Source organism: Paenibacillus sp. MMS18-CY102, assembly GCF_009789195.1.
Classification (GTDB): domain Bacteria; phylum Bacillota; class Bacilli; order Paenibacillales; family Paenibacillaceae; genus Paenibacillus_T.
Genome location: NZ_WSTC01000001.1, coordinates 278,047 through 297,462 on the forward strand (window position 1 = coordinate 278,047; position 19,416 = coordinate 297,462).

Below are 19,416 nucleotides of genomic sequence, written 5' to 3' on the forward strand. Positions count from 1 at the left end.
TTATCGCACCGCTTCATGTTAACGTAATGATACGACAAAAATTTACTTTCCGCAATGCGCGCGGAGATGTTCCTCTAGCGAAGCTTGCGTAATATGCCAATGGGATGTGTTCCATACTGCCTCGCCATTCACAATTAGAATAGCTTGCGGCGATGCGTGGGTTACGCCTGTAGCTTCCGCAATGGCATTGGAAACTGGACGGTCTTCGACAACGTTCACAAGCGTTTGGCGAATGCCTGAGCCTTGGTTTTCTTCAACCCACTTCGTCCAAGCCTCGATCGCTTCAGCGCTCACCGAACAACGCGTGCTGTGTTTGAAAACAAATAATGGCTTTTCGGCGGAAGATGCCGCTGCATCCTCCCATTGCTCAACAGTACTTAACGTTTCGTATAAAGTCATTATCGTTCCTCCTCATGATCGTTGGCCATGCATGGCCGAATGTTAAAACGTGGACACACGTTTATGTAGAGAGGCAGAATGGCTGATTTGAGCCAATCGCTTAGCGAGATCTTCCTTCCAATCGGCGTCCCCTATTTTCTCGGCAAGCGAGTACAGGTCGAGCAGCATATCAATGCGCTCAGCAACAAGCTTGTCGACTGCAGAGTGATCCGGTTCTTTTTTCTTCCCGTTGCATGCCTCTACCAATAAATTTGCCCACTCATTCCATTCATTAAACCGGAAAATTTGTTTGTCCGGATGCGAGCCGAGCTTGCCAATCAATCCGGTCAAATCCGGTTTAACAACAGGAAACACTTCGCTCCGGCTGCAAACCTTGCATGTATATACGGGTACATTATCAATCTCTACTTTACCAGAATAAATGACTGTGCGCAGTTTCATTTTCATCATATCTCCGCACATACACAGCTTTTGCAAACTAAAGTCACTCCTTCGCCTGAAGGGCAGTCCGTTAAACGTCAATAAACGGCGTTTTATCGGATACTGTTTCGACTTCGTTCGCCTGAATTCCTTCTCAATCCCCTATGTAATTTTTGCTATCGCATTAGCGCTTGCCACCTTCTGCGAATAGCTGGAACGCTTAACAATAAGACAGCGGCAGAAGCGCCAATAGCGTCATGCAGCAAATCATGAAGATCAAACGTCCGCCCTTCAACAAAGAGCTGGTGAACCTCATCTGTCAAGCCGTATAGCGTGCAGGCCAACACAATCAAACAACAAGCCACGATTCGCCGAAACCTAGCCCCTGCCATCCAATCAAACGTGACCCCGAGTACAAAATAAGCGATATAATGGCCCCAATCAAAACCTTCCATAGCCGGGAATAGCTCTTGAAACCAAGGCAAAAACACCGTATCCAGCTCACTGCCCGGTTGGGCGGACATGATGAAGATCAAGGCCATGCAAGCAATGGCTGGCAAGATCCGAACCAATCGGCTGCTTCGTCTATGGACAATTTGGGAATCAGCCTTAGACATGGTTTGCTTCATATCTTCACCTTCGATACAATAGGGTATGATAATTGAATTTTTCGATTTGGAGAGGAGAACTTATGAGTCTTAATAACCAAACCGTCATTTGCTTGCTAGATGATGAATTTGAAGACTTGGAACTGTGGTATCCCGTATATCGCATTCGCGAAGAGGGAGCGACAGTTCTATTTGCAGGGCCGGAGAAGGGCAAACAGCATATTGGCAAATACGGCGTTCCCGCTGTAGCTGACTTGTCGTACGACGAGGTCGATAGCGCAACGATTGACGGCCTGCTCGTTCCTGGCGGATGGGCACCGGATAAAATCCGCCGTTATCCGAAAGTGTTGGGCCTTGTTCGCGAGATGAACGACCAGAACAAGCCGATCGGGCAAATTTGCCATGCAGGCTGGGTGCTCGTCTCTGCCAAAATATTGGACGGCCGCAAAGTAACTTCAACGCCAGGCATTCGGGATGACATGGAAAATGCAGGCGCACAATGGTTTGACGAAGCAGTTGTTGTAGATGGAAACTTGATTTCCGCTCGCAGGCCGCCCGATCTGCCAGAGTACGGACAAGCTTTTGTAGAAGCTTTGCGGGCTAGATCATAATCTATCTGCCCCTAAACATAAGATAGCCGGCTGTCCATTACGGGCAGCCGGTTTTTTAATGAATCGCTTTGACGAACGACTTGAGCTTATCATGGATGTCGGCACTCGTTCTGCACCGCAGCAATTCAGCGAACAGCTCACGGCTTTCCGCTTGATTGGTGCGAAGCAGCCTTTCTTTCACTTCCAGAATGGAGTGCCCTGACATGCTAAGCTCATCGACATCGAGCGCGAGCCAGATCGGCAACGCATCGAGATCACTTGCCATTTCGCCGCAGACGCTTATTTTGATGCCGTTCTTCTTCGCGGCTTCCACCGTCATCTTTAACATACGCAAAATCGCTGGATGGAATGGTTCGTATAAATACGAAATTTGTTCATTCATCCGGTCGACTGCCAATGTAAATTGTACGAGGTCATTCGTGCCGATGCTGAAGAAATCGACTTCCTCTGCCAGCAATTCAGCAATTTGAACCGCAGCGGGCAATTCAATCATGATGCCAGTCTCTAGCTCCGTATCGAATGGAATTCCTTCTGCAAGCAGCTCCTGCTTTGCTTCCTCGAGCAGACGGTTCGCACCCTGTACCTCTTCTACAGATGAAATAAGCGGATACATTACTTTGACTTGGCCATAGTGGCTAGCGCGCAAAATAGCACGAAGCTGCGTTTTGAACAAGTCTGTTCGGTCCAAACTAATTCGAATCGCGCGATAGCCAAGGAACGGATTATCCTCTTCCGGCAGTTCAAAATAGTCTAGCTGCTTGTCGCCGCCAATATCCAACGTTCTTATAATTAGCGGCTTGCCGCAAAGATGCTCGGCAACACTGCGATAAACATCGAACTGCTCATCTTCGCGGGGGAAGCGCTGGCGATCCATGTACAAAAACTCGGTCCGGAACAGCCCTACCCCATAAGCTCCACTGCTTAGTGCGACTTCTAGCTCTTTCAGTGAGCTAATATTCGCCCCCAACTCCAGTTTCTTGCCATCTGGCGTAACAGGCAATACATTGGCGAATCCGCGCAGCCGTTGGCGAGCTTCCCGCTGAACATGCTGCAGCTGCGCATACTGCTTAATTTCCTCGATAGTCGGTTCAATAAGAACGATGCCCTCATTCCCATCAATAACGAGCATTTCACCCGTCTGGATTGGATCTTCTTGAGCTTCTTCAACAACTAAGCTAACGACCAGCGGAATGCCTAGTGCGCGAGCCATAATCGCTGAATGCGACGTCGTACTGCCAGATAATGTGACAATGCCCAGTACGTGCTGTGGGTTCAAATGGGCTAGCTGTGACGGGGAGAGCTCTTTGGCTACGAGAATAAACGGCTGCGTATCAGAAGGCAAGGTAATTTCAGGGGCACCTAACAAATGCTTCAGCAATCGGTTGCCGACATCCTTAATATCCAATGCCCGTTCCTTCATATACTCATCATCTAATAGATCAAACATCGTAACGAAATGGTCGATTGCTTCCTTCACCGCAACTTCGGCTGCTTTATACTGGCGTTGAATCATCCCTTGAATCTCGTTCATGAAGGCTGGATCGTCGAGAATCGCAAGATGGGCGTCAAAAATCGTGCTTTCCTCCGTGCCCACAACCTCTCGCAGCTCATCCTTCATCTGCTCAATCTCGACTTTTGATGTACGAATGCCTTCATATAAACGTTCAAACTCGCGCGCCAGATCAGCGACGTCGATTTTTTGGTCCGTTAATTCCCATTCCCAATTGGGCAGAACAAATGATTTGCCGATTGCAATTCCAGGTGATGCGCCAATCCCGTTTATCATCGCTTCTCCCCCCCAGCGTCTCTCTCTACTAACACAACCGACATAACCGAAGCCTGGCCTTTCTTCACCGCTTTGAACGGAGCGAATCGCCAAGTTTTGACCAAGTCGGAGTTTGTTATGATCATCGGTGTCGCAAGCGATTTGCTTGCCTTCCGTATCCGATTCAAATCAAATCGAATAAGGAGTTGGCCAGGCGTAACCGCTTCCCCCTCGCTGACAACCGCTTGAAAATATCCTTGATCCGTTAGCTTAGACGTATCGATGCCAATATGCAGCAATACATCGATACCTTCTTCGGTACGTATGCCGATGGCATGCATTGTCGGATAAATTAGAACGACATTGCCTTTAACTGGCGATACAAGCTCGCCTTTATCCGGCATAAATGCAACACCTTGGCCGACTAGCTTGCCAGCAAAAATTGGGTCTGGCACTTCTTCCAGCGGAATCATCCGGCCCTGCACAGGTGAACAGAACAGCAGCTGTGTTTGGTCATTGCGGATAACCTTGTTCATCTCTTCGCGAATGAGCTCAGAGAATGTCCCGAAGACGACCTGCACATGCCCACCGCCGAGCCGGATGACCCCTGCCGCACCAAGATTCCGAAGTGAATTAATATCGAGGAGCTTCTCATTGGCAACCTTCAAACGAAGGCGCGTAATGCAAGCTTCCATTTGTACGATATTTTCTTTGCCGCCGATCGCTTCTAAGATCAATGGCGCACGGTAAGGAATATCACCCGCCCACTCGTCCAGCTGCGAACCTTCCTCACGGCCAGGTGTCGGAATGCGGAACCTACGAATCGCCCATCGGAACAACACATAATAAATAATCCCGAATACAAGGCCAATCGGTATGATGAGCAGTCCCCTTGTGGCAAGATGCTCGTTCAAAATGTAATCGATCGCGCCAGCGGAGAACGAAAAGCCATGCCGAATGCCTAGTTCATAAGTAACCCACATCATTACGCCCGACAACAAAGCATGAACGACGAACAAATAAGGTGCAACGAAAAGAAAAGCAAACTCTACCGGCTCCGTAACGCCTGTAAGGAATGATGCAAGCGCGGCAGTCAAAAATGTTTTACGAATTTTAGGCTTTAAATCCTCGCGCGCTTCTTGGATAATTGCAAACGCGATAGCCGGCAGTGCGAACATCATCGTCGGATACAAGCCTGCCATATAAGCCCCTGCAGTCGGGTCACCAGCAAAAAAACGAGGCAGATCGCCATATGCGACAGTTCCATCCGGTTCCATGAACCCACCGACTTGGAACCAAAACACATGATTCAATAGATGATGCAAACCGAACACAACGAGTATCCGATGAATAAATCCGTACAAAAACACGCCAAATCCGCCCGCTGAGCTGACAATTTCCCCTAAGCGAAACAGCCCGTTCTGGATATGGGGCGCCGCCCCTACCATCATAGCGGAGAAAATAACGGCAAATACACTGACAAATAAAGGAACGAAACGCGGTCCGCCAAAAAACTGGATATATTCTGGCAGCTTTATATTTTTGAAACGCTCGTAGCTCAGGCCAGACACCAATCCTATTATGGCGCCTATGAATACGGTAGGCTGAATGTCTGGATTGCCCGCCTGCGTAATCCCTACATAGATAAACATGCCTGCTAATGCTGCCAGTCCGGCCGACCCGGCATTGCCAGACATGCCGACAGCTACGCCAAGCGCAAACACATAGGGCAAAAAGGCGAAGATCGCATGGCCCGCCAAAGCTAAATATTGCGCCATATCCCCTAAACCGAGCTTATCCCATGGCAGTGTGCTCAAGCTAAGAAATATTGATGCTGCGGGCAAAGCGATCATGGGCAGCATAACCGATCTACCTAGCTGTTGCATCCTACCGAGCACATTCAATTGCTATATCCTCCCCTCAATAACTAGTACGATCGTATGCGCTAATATGTATGTTGTCAGAAAATTTAATGGGTACGCAATAGGAGGGCTGCCTCTGATCGCTTGATCAGAAACAGCCCTGCTCCTAATATTGCTTCATAATTAGCGCTGATTGGATTCCCATCCGCCGAAATGCTGGATGACGGGACCAGCTTCCGCATAAGCATTCGTCGCTTGATAGACGGGATGCTGATGGGTTGCTGATGTTGTCGCGTGCGCCCCATAGAAGGACGGCTGGTAAGTCGATTGGGCAGCATGCTGTTGTTGATACGCATACTGCTGTGGCTGATGCTGTTGGAACGCTTGATTCACAGGGCCATAGGAATCAGGTCCTGCTTGATAACCGTACCGGGATATGACCGGTCCAGCTGTGTAAGATTGGTTAGAAGACGCTTGTTGGTTATACGTGTGAACAGGTGCGTAGTTATGCTGTTGCGTCGACTGTTGCAAGTCGGGACCTGCTTGCCATCCTACACGAGAAATAACAGGCCCAAGCGATTGCGACGCTGGCGTGTAGTTCTGATAGCTGTTATGCGTTTGAGATGCATAAGGCTGATGGCTAGAGGCTTGATAGCCTCCCGGAAGGACGCCTGGCTGCCCAAAGCTTGGTTGGCTAAGTTGGCCTTGATAATGCGACTGCACATAACCGCCTGCATGATAAGGCTGCTGTGCGTTCTGCGAATACGCCGTTCCCTGCTGGTTCCCTTGATACATTCGATGTCGTCCTCCTCGGATTCATACCATAATTCGGTTCCCGGCAAGTTCATGAACGAAAGCCCATGAACGCGATCGGAAACCTCACTTATTGTTGGAAACGACCTCGCTTTTTATCCCAGCATTATTTGGATTTGCCCCCTGGCAGCAAAATGGAATCCTCCACTTTAATGCAGCGGTCCATAATAACGGTAACGCCGCCCGCTTCAGCGATGGAAGCCGCTTCTTCATTAGCAATGCCAAGCTGCAACCATAATACTTTCGCTTTGATCGCAACAGCTTCTTCCGCTACAGGAGGCGTATGCTCACTTCGGCGAAACACATTTACAATATCAACAGGTTCAGGGATGTCAGCTAACGACGGATAACATTTCTCTCCAAGAATCGATTCTGCATTCGGATTAACCGGGATAATGCGATAACCTTTAGCCTGCATCGCCTCGGATACCATGTACGATGTCCGATCCGGCTTATCCGATAGCCCTACAACCGCAATGGTGTTCGACTGCTCAAGAATGGAACGAATTTCGTCGCGTGATGGATGCGAATATGCCATCAATATGACCTCCCTGTATTTCAAAAAATAGACTGGCCGCCCTTAAGAGGGCGGCACAGTATTATTCAACCCATTCGACTTGCGCGCCAAGTGCCTTGAGGTGATCAAAGTAAATTGGGTACGATTTGGCTACATGATGCGCGTCGCGAATGCGAATTGGCTGCTTCGAGCGCAAGCCTACAACTGTCAGCGCCATAATAACGCGATGATCGTAATGCGCATCGATTTCTACACCGCCTTCAACACCCTCCGGACGGCCATGAACGATGATTTCACTTTGGCGCTCTTCCACGTTCGCCCCTGCTTTGCGCAGCTCGTTCAGATAGTCCGTGATTCGGTCGCATTCTTTATAACGCAGGTTCTCAACATTGTAGAAACGGGAAGTTCCTTCTGCAAATACAGCTGCTGCCACCATTGCAAGTACAGCATCCGTAGCCACGTCGCCGTCGAATTCAAGCGCTTTGAGCTTGCCGTTGCCTTGAACGCGCACAACAGCATTATCGTGCGTCAATGGCACATTCATCATGCGGAGCACATCGACAATCGCGCGTTCGCCTTGCTTGCTCTTCTCTTCCAATCCGCGAAGCGTCACATCAGACTGAGTAACTGCCGCCGCTGCGAGAACAGCCGCCGAACCAGGATAGTCGCCTTGCACGCGGTACGTTTTGGCTTCGTACTTCTGGCGGCCTGGAATGCGGTAGTGCATCAGGTCTTCGCTCGCATGAATGACGATGCCGGCTTGCTCGATAACTTCCAGCGTCTGTCCGATAACGATCTTGGACTTCAGGTCATGAAGCACTTCAATTTCGCTATCTTCTTCTAGCATAGGCGTCAAGAAGAGCAATGCGCTGAGGAACTGCGAGCTGATGTTGCCAGATACGGTGATTTTGCCGCCTTTCAATTGGCCGCCGCGAATCGTAATTGGCAATTTGCCTTCGTTATGGTCAATGGATGCACCCAGTTGCTCAAGCGATACAATTAAGTCATCATGCGGGCGTTTGCCAAGCGAATCTGGGTACGTATTAACGAATGTAATTTCGGGGCTTAGGGAAGCAATTGCCATCAGGAACCGGAGAACTGCCCCCGCATTGCCTACATTCAACTCTTTCACGTCGCTAGGGCGATTGCCGAAGCCTGTGATCGTAATTTTCTCTTCATCTTCCTCAACAACAGCGCCCAAATCACGAATACAACGGCGCATAGCATCACTGTCTTCGCTATGTGCAGGATAGTAAATCGTGCTCGTTCCTTCTGCCAGTGCAGCTACAAGCAGGTAGCGAGTCGTATAGTTTTTGGAAGAAAGCGCTTGAATATCGCCTTGCAGCCTTGGTGTAGGCGTTACGATAACGTCCATGTTCAATTAGTCCCCTTTATGTTAAATGTGTAATTGATATCGCTGTTCCAATATAATCTTGCATACCGCATCAGGCGTTAATCCTGTCGTATCAATAATTAGCGGTGCAAAATCATAAGCAGTCCGCCGCTCATCCAGCAATCTGCGTACGTTCGCTGCTGTGTCCCCTTGCAATAAAGGCCGTGATGTATCGCTGGAAACCCGCTCCACGATATGCGATTCGTCTGCCTTAAGCGCGACGACAAGCGATTGTGACAGCATAGCGCTTCGATTCTCTTCGCGAAGTACCGCGCCCCCTCCTGTCGCAATGACCGCCGGCGTGCCTGCCTGCAAGATTGCACACAGCGTCTCCGACTCTATATTGCGAAAATGGGCCTCGCCGCCTTCTGCGAACAAATCCTTGATCGCTTTGCCTGTAACACGAACGATTTCTTCATCTGAATCGATTCGACGCCAACCCAATTGCTCGGCTAGCAGACGGGAAACCGTCGATTTGCCCGTACCCATAAATCCGACTAGAACAATTTTATCGGCCATTCCCGTATTCGAAGCGACTACATGAGGATTGTTTGGTTCGCTCATTATTAGCCCCTCCTCTATACATACCGACTTATCATACCATTTTTTCCGGACAAACTGGTATAAAAATCTTAATTTTGCCGTAAGGATGGAAGTAGGAAATAACCACTAAGGAGAATTGGCCTATGCATGATCTGACACGCCCGCTGCCTCAAGACAACCTGGCTTCCAAACGATTAAACCGGCTGCTTGACCATTCTTATCCGCTCTGCCGGGAAGATGTCATCTGGGTGCTTGAATATATTAAAAAGAAGTTGGCTGACGCAGACCCCAAATTAATGGATCTATCGCAGCCGCATCTTGTTAAAGCATTTCACTCTTTTGCAGAAGCATCCATGAGCTTAATTCAACGCAAACATGGCGACCATGAGGTTGATCGCTTGCGCCGATGGTTGACAGACGCAGTAGAAGGGTTGTCCTCCTAGCTCTCGCTAGGGGACAACCCTTCTTCATGTTGACCGAATTAGTTACCCATCCAGTTGTGGTGGAACGAACCTTCTTTGTCCAGGCGTTTGAACGTATGGGCACCGAAGTAGTCACGTTGCGCTTGCAACAGGTTAGCTGGCAGGCGCTCTGTACGGTAGCTATCGAAGTATGCGATTGCGCTAGCGAACGAAGGCACTGGAATGCCTTGTGCAACAGCTGTGCCAACCACTTCACGCCAAGCGCCTTGGTACGACTCGACGATTTCTTGGAAGTAAGGGTCAAGCAGCAGGTTGCTCAGGTTCGGGTCGCGATCGTAAGCGTCCTTGATGTTTTGCAGGAAGCGTGCACGGATAATGCAGCCGCCGCGGAAGATCATTGCGATGTCGCCGTAACGCAGGTCCCAGCCATACTCGTCGGATGCTGCGCGCATTTGTGCGAAGCCTTGTGCATACGAGCAAATTTTGCTCGCGAACAGCGCTTTGCGAACCGCTTCGATGAATGCTGCTTTGTCGCCTTGGAATGGAGCCGATTTCGGTCCTTTCAGCAGCTTGCTTGCTGCTACGCGCTCTTCTTTCATTGCCGACAAGAAGCGAGCGAATACGGATTCCGTGATGATCGACAGCGGAACGCCCAGGTCGAGCGAGCTTTGGCTCGTCCATTTGCCTGTGCCTTTTTGTCCAGCCGAGTCCAAGATCACGTCAACCATTGGTTTGCCCGTTTCTGGATCGTATTTGGAGAAGATATCAGCAGTGATCTCGATCAGGTAGCTGTCGAGTTCGCCTTTGTTCCACTCTGTGAAGATCTCATGCAGTTCTTTAGCGTCAAGGCCAAGAACGGATTGCAGCAGGTTGTAAGCTTCGCAGATCAGCTGCATGTCGCCATACTCAATGCCGTTGTGCACCATTTTGACGTAGTGGCCAGCACCGTCTGGACCGATATACGTGCAGCATGCATCGCCGTTAACTTTAGCCGAGATAGCCGTCAGGATTGGCTCAACCAGCTTGTAAGCAGACTCTTGTCCACCTGGCATGATGGAAGGGCCTTTCAATGCGCCTTCTTCGCCACCGGATACGCCAGTGCCGATGAAGCGGAAGCCTTGCTCCTCAAGCGCTTTGCTGCGGCGAACGGTGTCAGGGAAGTATGCGTTGCCGCCGTCGATAATAATATCGCCTTCCGACAAATGCGGAACGAGCGAGTCGATTGTTGCGTCAGTACCTGCACCAGCTTGTACCATGATCAAAATTTTGCGCGGCACTTCGAGGGAAGCGACGAATTCTTCAATCGTGTACGTAGGAACGAGGTTTTTGCCCGCTGCTTCTTGGATAAGATCATCCGTTTTCTCGCGTGAGCGGTTGAATACCGATACCGTGAAGCCTCTGCTTTCAATGTTGAGAGCCAAGTTTTTACCCATTACAGCAAGGCCGATTACGCCGATCTGTTGTTTAGACATTCGTTTCTTCCATCCCTTTTCTCTGGTAGTTTGTTCGCAATAATTATTATTGTACTCTTTTTGGCAACGGAAGAAAACTGCCGTGAAGGAAAAAACCGCCACAGTTTCATCACAATTTCTAATCATACCCGTAAAGGTTTTTTATAATGGCAGCCAAAAGAGCGGGATTCATCCCCAATCGGTGACGAATCCCGCTCCTGTTAGCCGCTGTTTGGCGGCAATGTATACATTATCGATCAGCGTCTTTAAAGCTCAAGCTGCAACATTTCGGAACGAAGCCCTAATAGTTTTTCCTTAGAACCTGCAATTGTCTCCTCATCATTGTTCGTTAACGCCTCGTAAAGCACCGACAATTCGTAGTCAAGCTCGTAACGCAGCACTGCAGCCCGTTCCTCTGCCCTCTTCGATTGGAACGCCTGAATCATTTCTTCAATCGTTACAAAAGGTTTTTTCTGATAAATAATCCGATGTTCCATGCCGGACACCTCCACTAATCGTATAATTTCACCGAACATAATATTCTCGATGACAATTTGGCGGTCTTTTATCCGCTTAACAACTGCATGGCCCCGTGTGTCATTAATCAGCTTTTCAATCAGTTCAGACAGCTTCTCGTCTTTAATCAAGTAATCGCCAACAATTTTGTAACGCTGCTTGATTCGCTGGAAGCGAAGCTTAACAAGCTTGCGCCCGGTGCGGATCGAGATTAGGAATTGATATTCTGTTTCGCTCCAATACAAAGAGTAGCCTTCTTGGATAAGGTCCCGAATGAGATTCTGGATTTGCCGGCGGTCGAATCGCAGCTCCAAATTGCAATACTCTACCTCGTGGCTCTTGTTCACGGCAATCCCTCCCTTGCAGCGATAATAGCGATTCTTTTTGTGAAACGACGAAATGTTCTGACAATTAGTTCTTGTATCTAGTTTATACTTCATCTTATGATCTGGCAACTTGGATTATTGACTATTTTTGAACGCAAGTGCGCCCGATTTGTCTCGGCCGTAGACGGATCGGCCGCCCTGCGCCAGCTGCGATAGCTTCATGCTGAAGTAGAGGGGTATTGTCATCCTATTCACGCCCCCTATGCCATTATCCATCTTCTCTCAAAAAAGTTCTTGCTCTGCGCGTCCGCCGTTGCTGCCAGCATGAAAAAGGCGGTGTTCCCACTGCCACGAATACTGGAGGCACCCCCTTTCACTGCGCTGCAACGGTTGTTTTTTCTGTACATATATAAAAAGGCCGTCCCAAAAGCCTTTGGTGAACGGCTTTTGGGACGGCCCTTTGAAACATGGTCACTTTCTCAACTGAACGATTCGCCTTGGAATCGATACAAGCAGCAGTTGAAGCAAAAGAACGCTCAGCGCACCGACTAACACCTGATTCGTCAACACGGTCCCCCAAAATCCAGAGAGGCTCGACATGTTGACCGGCAATGCTATCGCCAGCACGATGGAGAGGCCGACGACCGCAAAGTTTGCTTCCGTTTTCTCCATCTTCGTTAATAATGAAACGCCTGACATGATGAGCCCTGCTGCTGCGGGCAGGAATAAGCCGCCTACTACCGCTGCTGGCGTCAACGCCAGCACAGCGCCTGCCTTAGGAACGAAGCCGAGCACCAAGAAAATAGCGCCTGCCCATATAATCGGATAACGGGAACCCGTACGCGTCAAGCGAAGCAAGCTCACATTTTGCGCATAAGCGGTTGTTGGCAAGCCGCCGAGGAACGAGGACAAGATCGAGCCGGATGACTCCCCGATAAATCCTCTCCGTATGCGGCGGCCATCCAGCTTAACATCCGTGATTTCCGATGCAGCTTGATAGACACCCATCGCTTCCATAATGGCTGCCAAATAAGCAATCATGAATGAAACGATAATGCTCATGTCCCAATCGATTGGACCGTAAGGGAGCAGATCAGGCAACGCAAACCAATCCTGCGCGCCAACCGTGTTGAAATCAATTTTGCCCATGCAGCCAGCGACGATATCACCAACGAGCAGTGCGATAAGAAACGCGTAACGCTGCAGCCAACCTTTGCCGAAATTCGAGAGAATGACGACAATAGCTGAGGTAGTAATCGATAAAATAAGTACGGATGAAGCTAGAAAGGTTGGCTCCCCCGGCGCTCCGCCGAGAAATTCATACATCGTAAATTGCGAGAGTGCGATGCCAACGACACAAATGACGGTCCCTGCCACGGCAGGCGTGAACCAGCTGCGAAGCTTGCTGATCCAGCCTGTGACCGACAGAATGAACACGACAATCGCACTTACGAGCATGCCGCCAGAAGCTGCAGCGAGCCCCGCCGTCTTGCCTGTTGAGATCATAAGCGCGTCGAATGAAGCAGACGGGCCCTGCACGATTGGCAGCTTAGCCATCCTCGTGGCTTGGGCCAGCGTCACTAATCCCGCCACAACGAATACAGCATTAATGAGTCCAGACGTCATGAATGGCGTCATGCCGATCATCACAGCAATGAAAAGCGGATCAAGCCAGACGTTCGACACGAATACATGCTGCAGCCCTAGAAGAAAGCTTTGCGAGCGGCCAATGCGCTGCTCAACCTCCAGCTTCCCTTCAGTCTCTTGCATATGGGAAGCTGGCTGAATTGGGTCATTCATTACGATACTCCTCCTTCTGTGCGCAGACGAAGCCCGCGTTCTACCGCGTTGCGAAGCGCCTCTGTTGCGGACCGTTCTTCACTGGCATGCGTAATCGCCGTAATGACGGATACGCCATCCGCCCCAGCTCGCACCACTTGCCCAGCGTTGGCCGATGTAATCCCGCCAATGCCAACGATTGGCATACGAATGCCTTGCTGTCGCATCAAAGCTACGGCTCCGAGTCCCGAAGCCGCTTTCGCATCTTCTTTGGTTTGCGTGCTAAACAGCGGTCCTACCCCCAAATAATCAGCCCCGTTACGAATGGCAGCCTCTGCTTCAGGGAGGTCGTAAGCGGAGACGCCTAATATTCGCCCAGCTCCAATGCGACGCCTAACCTCAGCGGCATGCTCATCCTCTTGGCCGATATGTACGCCATCCGCGTCCAGTGCCAGCGCGAGGCTAATGTCATCATTCACAATGAATGGCACACCGCACTCCCGGCATTTGTCGCGAAGCTGGCTTGCAAGGGCGAAGCGCTCGTTCCCTACAAGCGCCCCGCTCCCCTTCTCGCGATACTGAAACATCGTGATGCCGCCCTGAATTGCTGCTTCCAGAACATCCATCGGGCTTCTCAAACAGTTGTTGCTTCCCATGATCAAATAAACCGACAGGAGCTGGCGAAGCTTCTCCTCCTGCCGCCATTGCGAGGCGCTCACTCGCTCGCTCCCGGTGCTGGATGAGCCGGTGGCTGTGCCTGCGCCGATACGAAGCGTCTCCGGTAAGCCCAATGGTTCGTCGGTCCATGCCCTTGCCCAAGATTCAGCGGTTCCTCAATCGCGGCTTGAATGAACGCTTTCGCCAATTCGACAGCCTCCAGCACATTACAGCCTTTCGCTAGTTCCGCCGTAACCGCTGCAGCAAACGTACATCCCGTGCCATGCGTGTGGCGGGTAACGAAGCGAGGACCGCTAAATTCGTAGAAATCCCGGCCGTCGAATAATAGGTCAATCGCCTCGTTCGGGTTGGATTCGTCGTGGCCGCCCTTCATAATGACGTTTCTCGCGCCAAGGCCCGCTAATATGCGCGCTGCTTCTTTTCGCCCATCGAGACCTTGAATTGAAATGCCCGCAATCAGCTCAGCTTCTGGGATGTTCGGCGTCACGACAAGCGACAGCGGCATGAGCACTTCACGGAGCGCCCGAACCGCCTCTTCCATTAACAAAACGGATCCGCCCTTGGCAATCATAACTGGATCAATGACGACCTTGTCCCATCGATATTGTGCGAGCTTCTCGCCGACTGCCCGAATGATCTCGCTATTGAACAGCATCCCGGTCTTCACCGCATCTGCGCCAATATCTTCCCCGATCGCATCCATTTGTTTCTGAACCGCTTCGGCCGACATCGGATATATCCCCTGCACGCCTAACGTGTTCTGGGCGGTTACCGCAGTCAATGCCGTCATCCCATACACGCCTAGCTCTTGGAATGTTTTCAAATCAGCTTGTATGCCCGCTCCACCGCCACTGTCAGAGCCAGCTATCGTTAATGCTCTTGCAATTGCTGTCATGCCCATTCTCCTAATCTATACAAAATCAAATGTATTTAGAGGCGTTCCATCCGGCCAAGCCGCATAATATCCGAAGGCAATACCAATGCCAATTGGTTTAAGAACTCCATTTGGAAACTGCCTGGCCCTTGCTCTTTCGCTTTGCTTGCCGCAAGCTCAGCAGCTACGCCATACACGACGAGTGCGGCTGCCGAAGCGATCACCATATCTTGCTCTACGGCTGCAAATGCGCCAATGACGGACGTCAGCAAACAGCCAGTTCCCGTCACGCGCGTCAGAATGGCATCTCCATTGCGGATAATAATCGTGCGAGTCCCATCGGACACGACATCTTCTTTGCCGGTAATAACCGCCACCGAATTCAACTGCCGTGCCGCTGCCTGTGCCAGCTCCAGCACATCGCCGTCGCCAGCGCCTGCATCTACGCCTTTGATCTGCCACTCGCGGCCTACGACGTTTGCTATTTCAGCGGCATTGCCTCGAATCGCCGCAACGCTCAGCTCACTCATTATTTCTTGTGACACACGAGTGCGGTAAGCCGTCGCCCCCGCCCCTACCGGATCGAAAATAACCGGCACGCTATGTACATTCGCCGAAGCGCCTGCGATTTTCATCGCCGCCACATCCGTCTCGTTCAGTGTGCCAATGTTTAGCACAAGTGCGCTGGAGATTCGTGCAATATCCGCCACTTCTTCCTTCGCATACGCCATGATCGGCGAAGCGCCTAATGCGAGCAAGCCATTCGCTGTAAAATTCGTCACGACGACGTTCGTCATGCTCGTTACAAGCGGGTTTTGCGTTCTAACCTTGCCCAGCAATTCGGCAACATGGAGCATCTCCATCTGATTCAACTCTCCCCTATGAATGCTTTCGGACATACAAAAAAACGCTCTGCCTGCAGGTGCAAGCAAAGCGCTATTAAACATCACTTAAGTGTGAGTGCGTCCCTACGATGGCATTATCCAACAGGTTCAACGGTCTACGACGGATTAGCCGTACTCTCAGCCTGCTTCCACAAGCTCCCGAGATATGCAATTGCGATCAGTGTATTACATCTCGCAAAAAATTACAATGGTTCAGCATGATCTGATGAATAAGCGAACGTCAGCTTCCAATCGCTCCGCGGCTCGGACGAAGCACGACAGCGCCGAACGCAAGCAACACTGCGGCGAACAATAGCAAAATGATAATTGGCATCACAGCAGTATGAATGCCTTGGCCCATCGATAGGCGATTGATCGCTTCGATCGCCCACAGCTGCGGCGTAATATTTGCAAGCTTTTGCATATAATCAGGCATAAACGATACCGGCCAGAAGCAGCCGCTAATCATGCAAGTCGGCGTAATGACCATATTGCTAATTTGGCCAAGCTGCATGCCGTTGCGCACGAGGCCTGCTACTGCTGAGCAAAGCCCAACAGCTGCGAACAAGAAACATTCCAGTACGAGGAATAGCATCACCGGCGACAGCCCAGGATCGTAACCGAATGCGTAGCACGATAATCCAACCATGATGAACAGCTGTACTGTTCCCGTTGCAACGCTGCCAAGGAAATTGCCGACAGCGATGTCGAGCGCCCTAACAGGGGCTGCGTACATGCGGGCCATCGTCCTTTTCTCGCGATCTTCCATAACAAGGCCAATCGAACGCGTTACGAGAATCAGGACGAACAGAAGCATGATCCCGATCGTAATTGGCTGGTCTTTGGCGACGCCCAAGGCAGTTGGCGTTAATTCGGATTGAATAAGCTGCTTATGATCAAGCAACGACACCAGATGTCTCTCGTTCAAAGCATGGGAGGATTGCAATAATAGGGCGCCATGGTACTGCCTTGCGCTCTCCGCTTGAAGCGCCAACGCAAGCGAGGCGTTCCATAGCTGTTCGTTCAATCGAAACATCGTTACTTTCGGCTGTTGGCCGCTTAGCAGTTGGCTCGAATAATCAGCCGGAATAAAAATTGCGGCATCCGTTTTCTCGCCCATCACGCTCTGCTTGCGCTGCTCTTCGGTTCCCTCGTTCAACCATTTAACCGTATATTTCTTCTCCTTCTGAAGCAGCTCGACAATTGCCTTGCCGAATGGGCCTTGATCCTTGTTCGTCACCTCTATGACCGCATTGCGGCCTTGTTGGTTTGCAACGAGGCCGATGATGACAGCAAGCACGATAGCAGGAAGAAACAGCGTAAGGAACACATCTTTGCGGCTCCCGATCATTCGGCGAACGAGCTGGCGTGCAATAATAAGGCTAGGCATGCTGCTTCACCACCTTTGACAATCGAATTGCCCCAACTGTGATTAGAACGGCGGCAATCGCGGCTAACACACCGATTTGCCCCCAAACATCAGCTCCAGCAGTTCCCATCATAATTCCTCTCAATCCTTTCATTGCCCAATAATTAATCGTGAAGCGGCCGATCTTATCAATAATGCCGCCTAAGCCTACAACCATGCTCCCGCTTACGAATGCGGCAACGAAAGAAATGATGGAGAACACCGATTGCATCGCTTTTACCGTTCGTACAATCGACGCTACAATCAGGGCGAGCCCGATCCCTGCAATAACCGTTAGGATACAGACTAGCGCAAGCATCTCCAAGTGAGCGCCCCATCGCACGCCGTATACACCAGCTGTAAAGCCTACAATGACGATAGCTTGCAAAATGCCAAGCAAGAATGCGCCGCCTAATTTACCGCTCATTACGCTAATTGCGGAGACAGGCTGTGAGAAAATCCGTTGAAGCGTCCCCCGCTCCCTCTCTGTCAATAACGCCGTTGAGCCTGACATTCCAGCATAGAGCAGAAACATGATTAGGTATGCTCCTGCATAATACTGAATCGCCGAGACGGAGCCAAACGCTGTGTCCTCTCCTGCGCCAAGCGTCCCTACCGCTACGAGCGCTTGGTCAGTGGCATCCGCTGCAGCTGTATCGTCACCCTGTGGCAATGGATAACCTGCCATCGCCGCCGATTGCCTTAATTCCGCCTCCGTCAGAAACCGGTCTACGACCGATTGCACCGCAATATTTTTCTCATCCTTGCCTCCAGGAAGCAGTTGCCAACGCGTTGGCCGAGCTGCCATCACATCGGAAGAGAATGTAGCTGGCACGATGACGCCGTAATCAACCGCTTCCGATTCAACAAGCTCCTTCACTTTCTCTTCCGAAGCCACGTCATCGATGGCAACGAATTTGCTGATCGCTTCCGAATGCCAATACGTTTTAATCTGCTCGCTCAGCACTCCTTGGTCTTGAATTGCCAGCGCTACCTTCGCGGGCTTCATCTCGCTGCTAAAGGCATTGCCCAACAATAATATAATCAGCAGCGGCAAGCCGAACAAAATGGCTAGAACACTGCGCATCCTGCTAAATTTCAACAGCTCATATCGAGCCAATGTCCACCAAGCGCCCATTATGATTCCTCCCCTCTCTCCTTCATTAGCTGTCACGCAAAGTACGGCCCGTTAGATGCAAGAATAAAGATTCCAAATCTGGCTCGACCCTCGTAAGCGTACGGAGCGCAACGCCATGCTTATTCAGAATGAACAATAAATCTTGAAGAACGGTAGCCGACTCCTTTACAAACACTTCCAGCAAACGTTCCCCTGAAGAAATTACACGCTTCACGCGCGGATGGATGCGAATTTCATCCAATGCGCCCGCCGACGCTTGATCCAGTTCAAGCATTAGCTTTTCTTCCTGGCCCGCTTGCCGCAGCAATTGTTCTTTCGTTCCGCATGCAATCAGCTTTCCATGGTCCATAACGCCCACGCGGGAGCAGATCGACTCCACCTCTTCCATATAGTGGCTCGTATAGATAACCGTGGAACCAAGCCGATTGAGCTCGCGAACCGACTCCAGAATATGATTGCGGGATTGGGGGTCAATGCCTACCGTCGGCTCATCCATCATAATGAGTTTCGGGCGATGGACGATTGCGCAAGCGATGTTCAGCCTCCGTTTCATGCCTCCCGAGAAAGTAGAGGGCTTATCCTTGGCGCGATCCAGCAACCCAACGAACTCAAGTGCCTCATCCACGCGATCGCGGAGCATTTTGCCCCGAAGACCATATAATTTAGCGAAAAATGTCACATTCTCGCGAGCGGACAAATATTCATAGATGGCGAGGTCCTGGGGCACGAGCCCGATCTGCCGTTTCACGTCGAGCGGTCGGCGCGTGATGGAGTGCCCGCCTACTTGAATGTCGCCGCTCGTCACAGAGATCAAGCCTGACAGCATGCCGATCGTCGTGCTCTTGCCCGCTCCGTTAGGTCCTAACAAGCCGAAAATCTCGCCTTCTTCAATATCAAGCGACAGGTGGTTCACCGTCACCGTTTCCTCATATTTTTTGACAACCTCACGCAGCTCTACTAGTTTCATCTCTCATCCATCCCCTCTGAACTTGCTTCATGTACTCATTGT

The 19,416-nt window shown here is 50.7% G+C and carries 20 protein-coding genes; 2 read left to right on the forward strand and 18 right to left on the reverse strand.

Annotated features, from left to right (window positions below):
- Positions 1–42 precede the first annotated feature (42 nt).
- The 3 genes from ytxJ to GON22_RS01425 form a co-directional block, all read right to left on the reverse strand.
- Positions 43–399 carry a bacillithiol system redox-active protein YtxJ gene (gene ytxJ, locus GON22_RS01415; RefSeq protein WP_160394333.1) on the reverse strand — a complete coding sequence of 119 codons (357 nt, stop codon included), beginning with the start codon at positions 397–399 and terminating at the stop codon, positions 43–45.
- A 42-nt stretch (positions 400–441) separates the two neighbouring features.
- Positions 442–849 carry a hypothetical protein gene (locus GON22_RS01420; RefSeq protein WP_336604249.1) on the reverse strand — a complete coding sequence of 136 codons (408 nt, stop codon included), beginning with the start codon at positions 847–849 and terminating at the stop codon, positions 442–444.
- 146 nt (positions 850–995) lie between these two features.
- On the reverse strand, positions 996–1,448 hold the full coding sequence (locus tag GON22_RS01425; RefSeq protein WP_160394335.1) for a VanZ family protein: 453 nt from the start codon (positions 1,446–1,448) through the stop codon (positions 996–998).
- 62 nt (positions 1,449–1,510) lie between these two features.
- On the opposite strand from GON22_RS01425, the gene GON22_RS01430 reads away from it, so the two are divergent.
- Positions 1,511–2,038, forward strand: a complete 528-nt coding sequence (locus tag GON22_RS01430) for a type 1 glutamine amidotransferase domain-containing protein (RefSeq protein WP_160394336.1) — start codon at positions 1,511–1,513, stop codon at positions 2,036–2,038.
- 55 nt (positions 2,039–2,093) lie between these two features.
- Here GON22_RS01430 and ptsP read toward each other — a convergent pair whose 3' ends face one another.
- The 6 genes from ptsP to GON22_RS01460 all read right to left on the reverse strand — a co-directional run bounded on the left by ptsP (position 2,094) and on the right by GON22_RS01460 (position 8,952).
- Complete coding sequence (gene ptsP / locus GON22_RS01435) at positions 2,094–3,824, reverse strand: phosphoenolpyruvate--protein phosphotransferase (RefSeq protein WP_160394337.1); 1,731 nt, start codon at positions 3,822–3,824, stop codon at positions 2,094–2,096.
- Positions 3,821–5,707 (reverse strand): glucose PTS transporter subunit IIA, encoded by a 1,887-nt coding sequence (locus GON22_RS01440; RefSeq protein WP_160394338.1) that lies wholly within the window; start codon positions 5,705–5,707, stop codon positions 3,821–3,823. The genes ptsP and GON22_RS01440 overlap by 4 nt, the downstream gene beginning before the upstream one ends.
- Positions 5,708–5,848: 141 nt before the next feature.
- The gene (locus GON22_RS01445) at positions 5,849–6,460 is read right to left on the reverse strand and encodes a hypothetical protein (protein WP_160394339.1); all 612 of its coding nucleotides are present in this window, start codon (positions 6,458–6,460) and stop codon (positions 5,849–5,851) included.
- A 124-nt stretch (positions 6,461–6,584) separates the two neighbouring features.
- Positions 6,585–7,016, reverse strand: a complete 432-nt coding sequence (locus tag GON22_RS01450) for a CoA-binding protein (RefSeq protein ID WP_160394340.1) — start codon at positions 7,014–7,016, stop codon at positions 6,585–6,587.
- A gap of 61 nt (positions 7,017–7,077) precedes the next feature.
- Positions 7,078–8,370 (reverse strand): 3-phosphoshikimate 1-carboxyvinyltransferase, encoded by a 1,293-nt coding sequence (gene aroA / locus GON22_RS01455; protein ID WP_160394341.1) that lies wholly within the window; start codon positions 8,368–8,370, stop codon positions 7,078–7,080.
- Positions 8,371–8,391: 21 nt separating this feature from the next.
- Positions 8,392–8,952: a shikimate kinase gene (locus GON22_RS01460; RefSeq protein WP_160394342.1), complete on the reverse strand. Its 561-nt coding sequence runs from the start codon at positions 8,950–8,952 to the stop codon at positions 8,392–8,394.
- Positions 8,953–9,074: 122 nt separating this feature from the next.
- Here GON22_RS01460 and GON22_RS01465 point away from each other — a divergent pair, with 122 nt between their 5' ends.
- Positions 9,075–9,374, forward strand: coding sequence for a hypothetical protein (locus GON22_RS01465; RefSeq protein ID WP_160394343.1), 300 nt, complete (start codon positions 9,075–9,077; stop codon positions 9,372–9,374).
- A 38-nt stretch (positions 9,375–9,412) separates the two neighbouring features.
- Here the strand turns inward: GON22_RS01465 and gndA are convergent, their stop codons facing one another.
- The 9 genes from gndA to GON22_RS01510 form a co-directional block, all read right to left on the reverse strand.
- Entirely contained in the window at positions 9,413–10,825 is a 1,413-nt protein-coding gene (gndA, locus tag GON22_RS01470) for an NADP-dependent phosphogluconate dehydrogenase (protein ID WP_160394344.1), read from the reverse strand.
- Between the two features lie 245 nt (positions 10,826–11,070).
- Positions 11,071–11,667, reverse strand: coding sequence for a hypothetical protein (locus GON22_RS01475; protein WP_160394345.1), 597 nt, complete (start codon positions 11,665–11,667; stop codon positions 11,071–11,073).
- 450 nt (positions 11,668–12,117) lie between these two features.
- On the reverse strand, positions 12,118–13,446 hold the full coding sequence (locus GON22_RS01480; protein WP_160394346.1) for a uracil-xanthine permease family protein: 1,329 nt from the start codon (positions 13,444–13,446) through the stop codon (positions 12,118–12,120).
- The gene (gene thiE / locus GON22_RS01485; protein WP_160394347.1) at positions 13,446–14,144 is read right to left on the reverse strand and encodes a thiamine phosphate synthase; all 699 of its coding nucleotides are present in this window, start codon (positions 14,142–14,144) and stop codon (positions 13,446–13,448) included. The genes GON22_RS01480 and thiE overlap by 1 nt, the downstream gene beginning before the upstream one ends.
- Positions 14,141–14,998 (reverse strand): bifunctional hydroxymethylpyrimidine kinase/phosphomethylpyrimidine kinase, encoded by an 858-nt coding sequence (gene thiD / locus GON22_RS01490; RefSeq protein WP_160394348.1) that lies wholly within the window; start codon positions 14,996–14,998, stop codon positions 14,141–14,143. The genes thiE and thiD overlap by 4 nt, the downstream gene beginning before the upstream one ends.
- A gap of 35 nt (positions 14,999–15,033) precedes the next feature.
- Positions 15,034–15,840, reverse strand: coding sequence for a hydroxyethylthiazole kinase (gene thiM / locus GON22_RS01495; RefSeq protein ID WP_160394349.1), 807 nt, complete (start codon positions 15,838–15,840; stop codon positions 15,034–15,036).
- Between the two features lie 262 nt (positions 15,841–16,102).
- A complete protein-coding gene (locus tag GON22_RS01500; protein WP_160394350.1) occupies positions 16,103–17,251 on the reverse strand; it encodes an ABC transporter permease in 1,149 nt (382 codons plus the stop codon).
- Positions 17,244–18,407, reverse strand: a complete 1,164-nt coding sequence (locus GON22_RS01505) for an ABC transporter permease (protein ID WP_160394351.1) — start codon at positions 18,405–18,407, stop codon at positions 17,244–17,246. Before GON22_RS01505 ends, GON22_RS01500 begins: the two co-directional genes overlap by 8 nt.
- Positions 18,408–18,432: 25 nt before the next feature.
- Positions 18,433–19,374 carry an ABC transporter ATP-binding protein gene (locus GON22_RS01510; protein ID WP_160394352.1) on the reverse strand — a complete coding sequence of 314 codons (942 nt, stop codon included), beginning with the start codon at positions 19,372–19,374 and terminating at the stop codon, positions 18,433–18,435.
- Positions 19,375–19,416 lie beyond the last annotated feature (42 nt).

Excerpts from the sequence above, each read along its gene's own strand:
- GON22_RS01465 (WP_160394343.1), top strand. The coding sequence starts at position 9,075 with ATGCATGATCTGACACGCCCGCTGCCTCAAGACAACCTGGCTTCCAAA.
- GON22_RS01450 (WP_160394340.1), bottom strand. The coding sequence starts at position 7,016 with ATGGCATATTCGCATCCATCACGCGACGAAATTCGTTCCATTCTTGAG.
- aroA (WP_160394341.1), bottom strand. The coding sequence starts at position 8,370 with ATGGACGTTATCGTAACGCCTACACCAAGGCTGCAAGGCGATATTCAA.
- GON22_RS01505 (WP_160394351.1), bottom strand. The coding sequence starts at position 18,407 with ATGGGCGCTTGGTGGACATTGGCTCGATATGAGCTGTTGAAATTTAGC.
- ptsP (WP_160394337.1), bottom strand. The coding sequence starts at position 3,824 with ATGATAAACGGGATTGGCGCATCACCTGGAATTGCAATCGGCAAATCA.
- GON22_RS01445 (WP_160394339.1), bottom strand. The coding sequence starts at position 6,460 with ATGTATCAAGGGAACCAGCAGGGAACGGCGTATTCGCAGAACGCACAG.
- thiM (WP_160394349.1), bottom strand. The coding sequence starts at position 15,840 with ATGGAGATGCTCCATGTTGCCGAATTGCTGGGCAAGGTTAGAACGCAA.
- ytxJ (WP_160394333.1), bottom strand. The coding sequence starts at position 399 with ATGACTTTATACGAAACGTTAAGTACTGTTGAGCAATGGGAGGATGCA.
- GON22_RS01460 (WP_160394342.1), bottom strand. The coding sequence starts at position 8,952 with ATGAGCGAACCAAACAATCCTCATGTAGTCGCTTCGAATACGGGAATG.
- thiD (WP_160394348.1), bottom strand. The coding sequence starts at position 14,998 with ATGACAGCAATTGCAAGAGCATTAACGATAGCTGGCTCTGACAGTGGC.
- GON22_RS01510 (WP_160394352.1), bottom strand. The coding sequence starts at position 19,374 with ATGAAACTAGTAGAGCTGCGTGAGGTTGTCAAAAAATATGAGGAAACG.
- gndA (WP_160394344.1), bottom strand. The coding sequence starts at position 10,825 with ATGTCTAAACAACAGATCGGCGTAATCGGCCTTGCTGTAATGGGTAAA.
- GON22_RS01500 (WP_160394350.1), bottom strand. The coding sequence starts at position 17,251 with ATGCCTAGCCTTATTATTGCACGCCAGCTCGTTCGCCGAATGATCGGG.
- GON22_RS01420 (WP_336604249.1), bottom strand. The coding sequence starts at position 849 with ATGATGAAAATGAAACTGCGCACAGTCATTTATTCTGGTAAAGTAGAG.
- GON22_RS01430 (WP_160394336.1), top strand. The coding sequence starts at position 1,511 with ATGAGTCTTAATAACCAAACCGTCATTTGCTTGCTAGATGATGAATTT.
- GON22_RS01480 (WP_160394346.1), bottom strand. The coding sequence starts at position 13,446 with ATGAATGACCCAATTCAGCCAGCTTCCCATATGCAAGAGACTGAAGGG.
- GON22_RS01425 (WP_160394335.1), bottom strand. The coding sequence starts at position 1,448 with ATGAAGCAAACCATGTCTAAGGCTGATTCCCAAATTGTCCATAGACGA.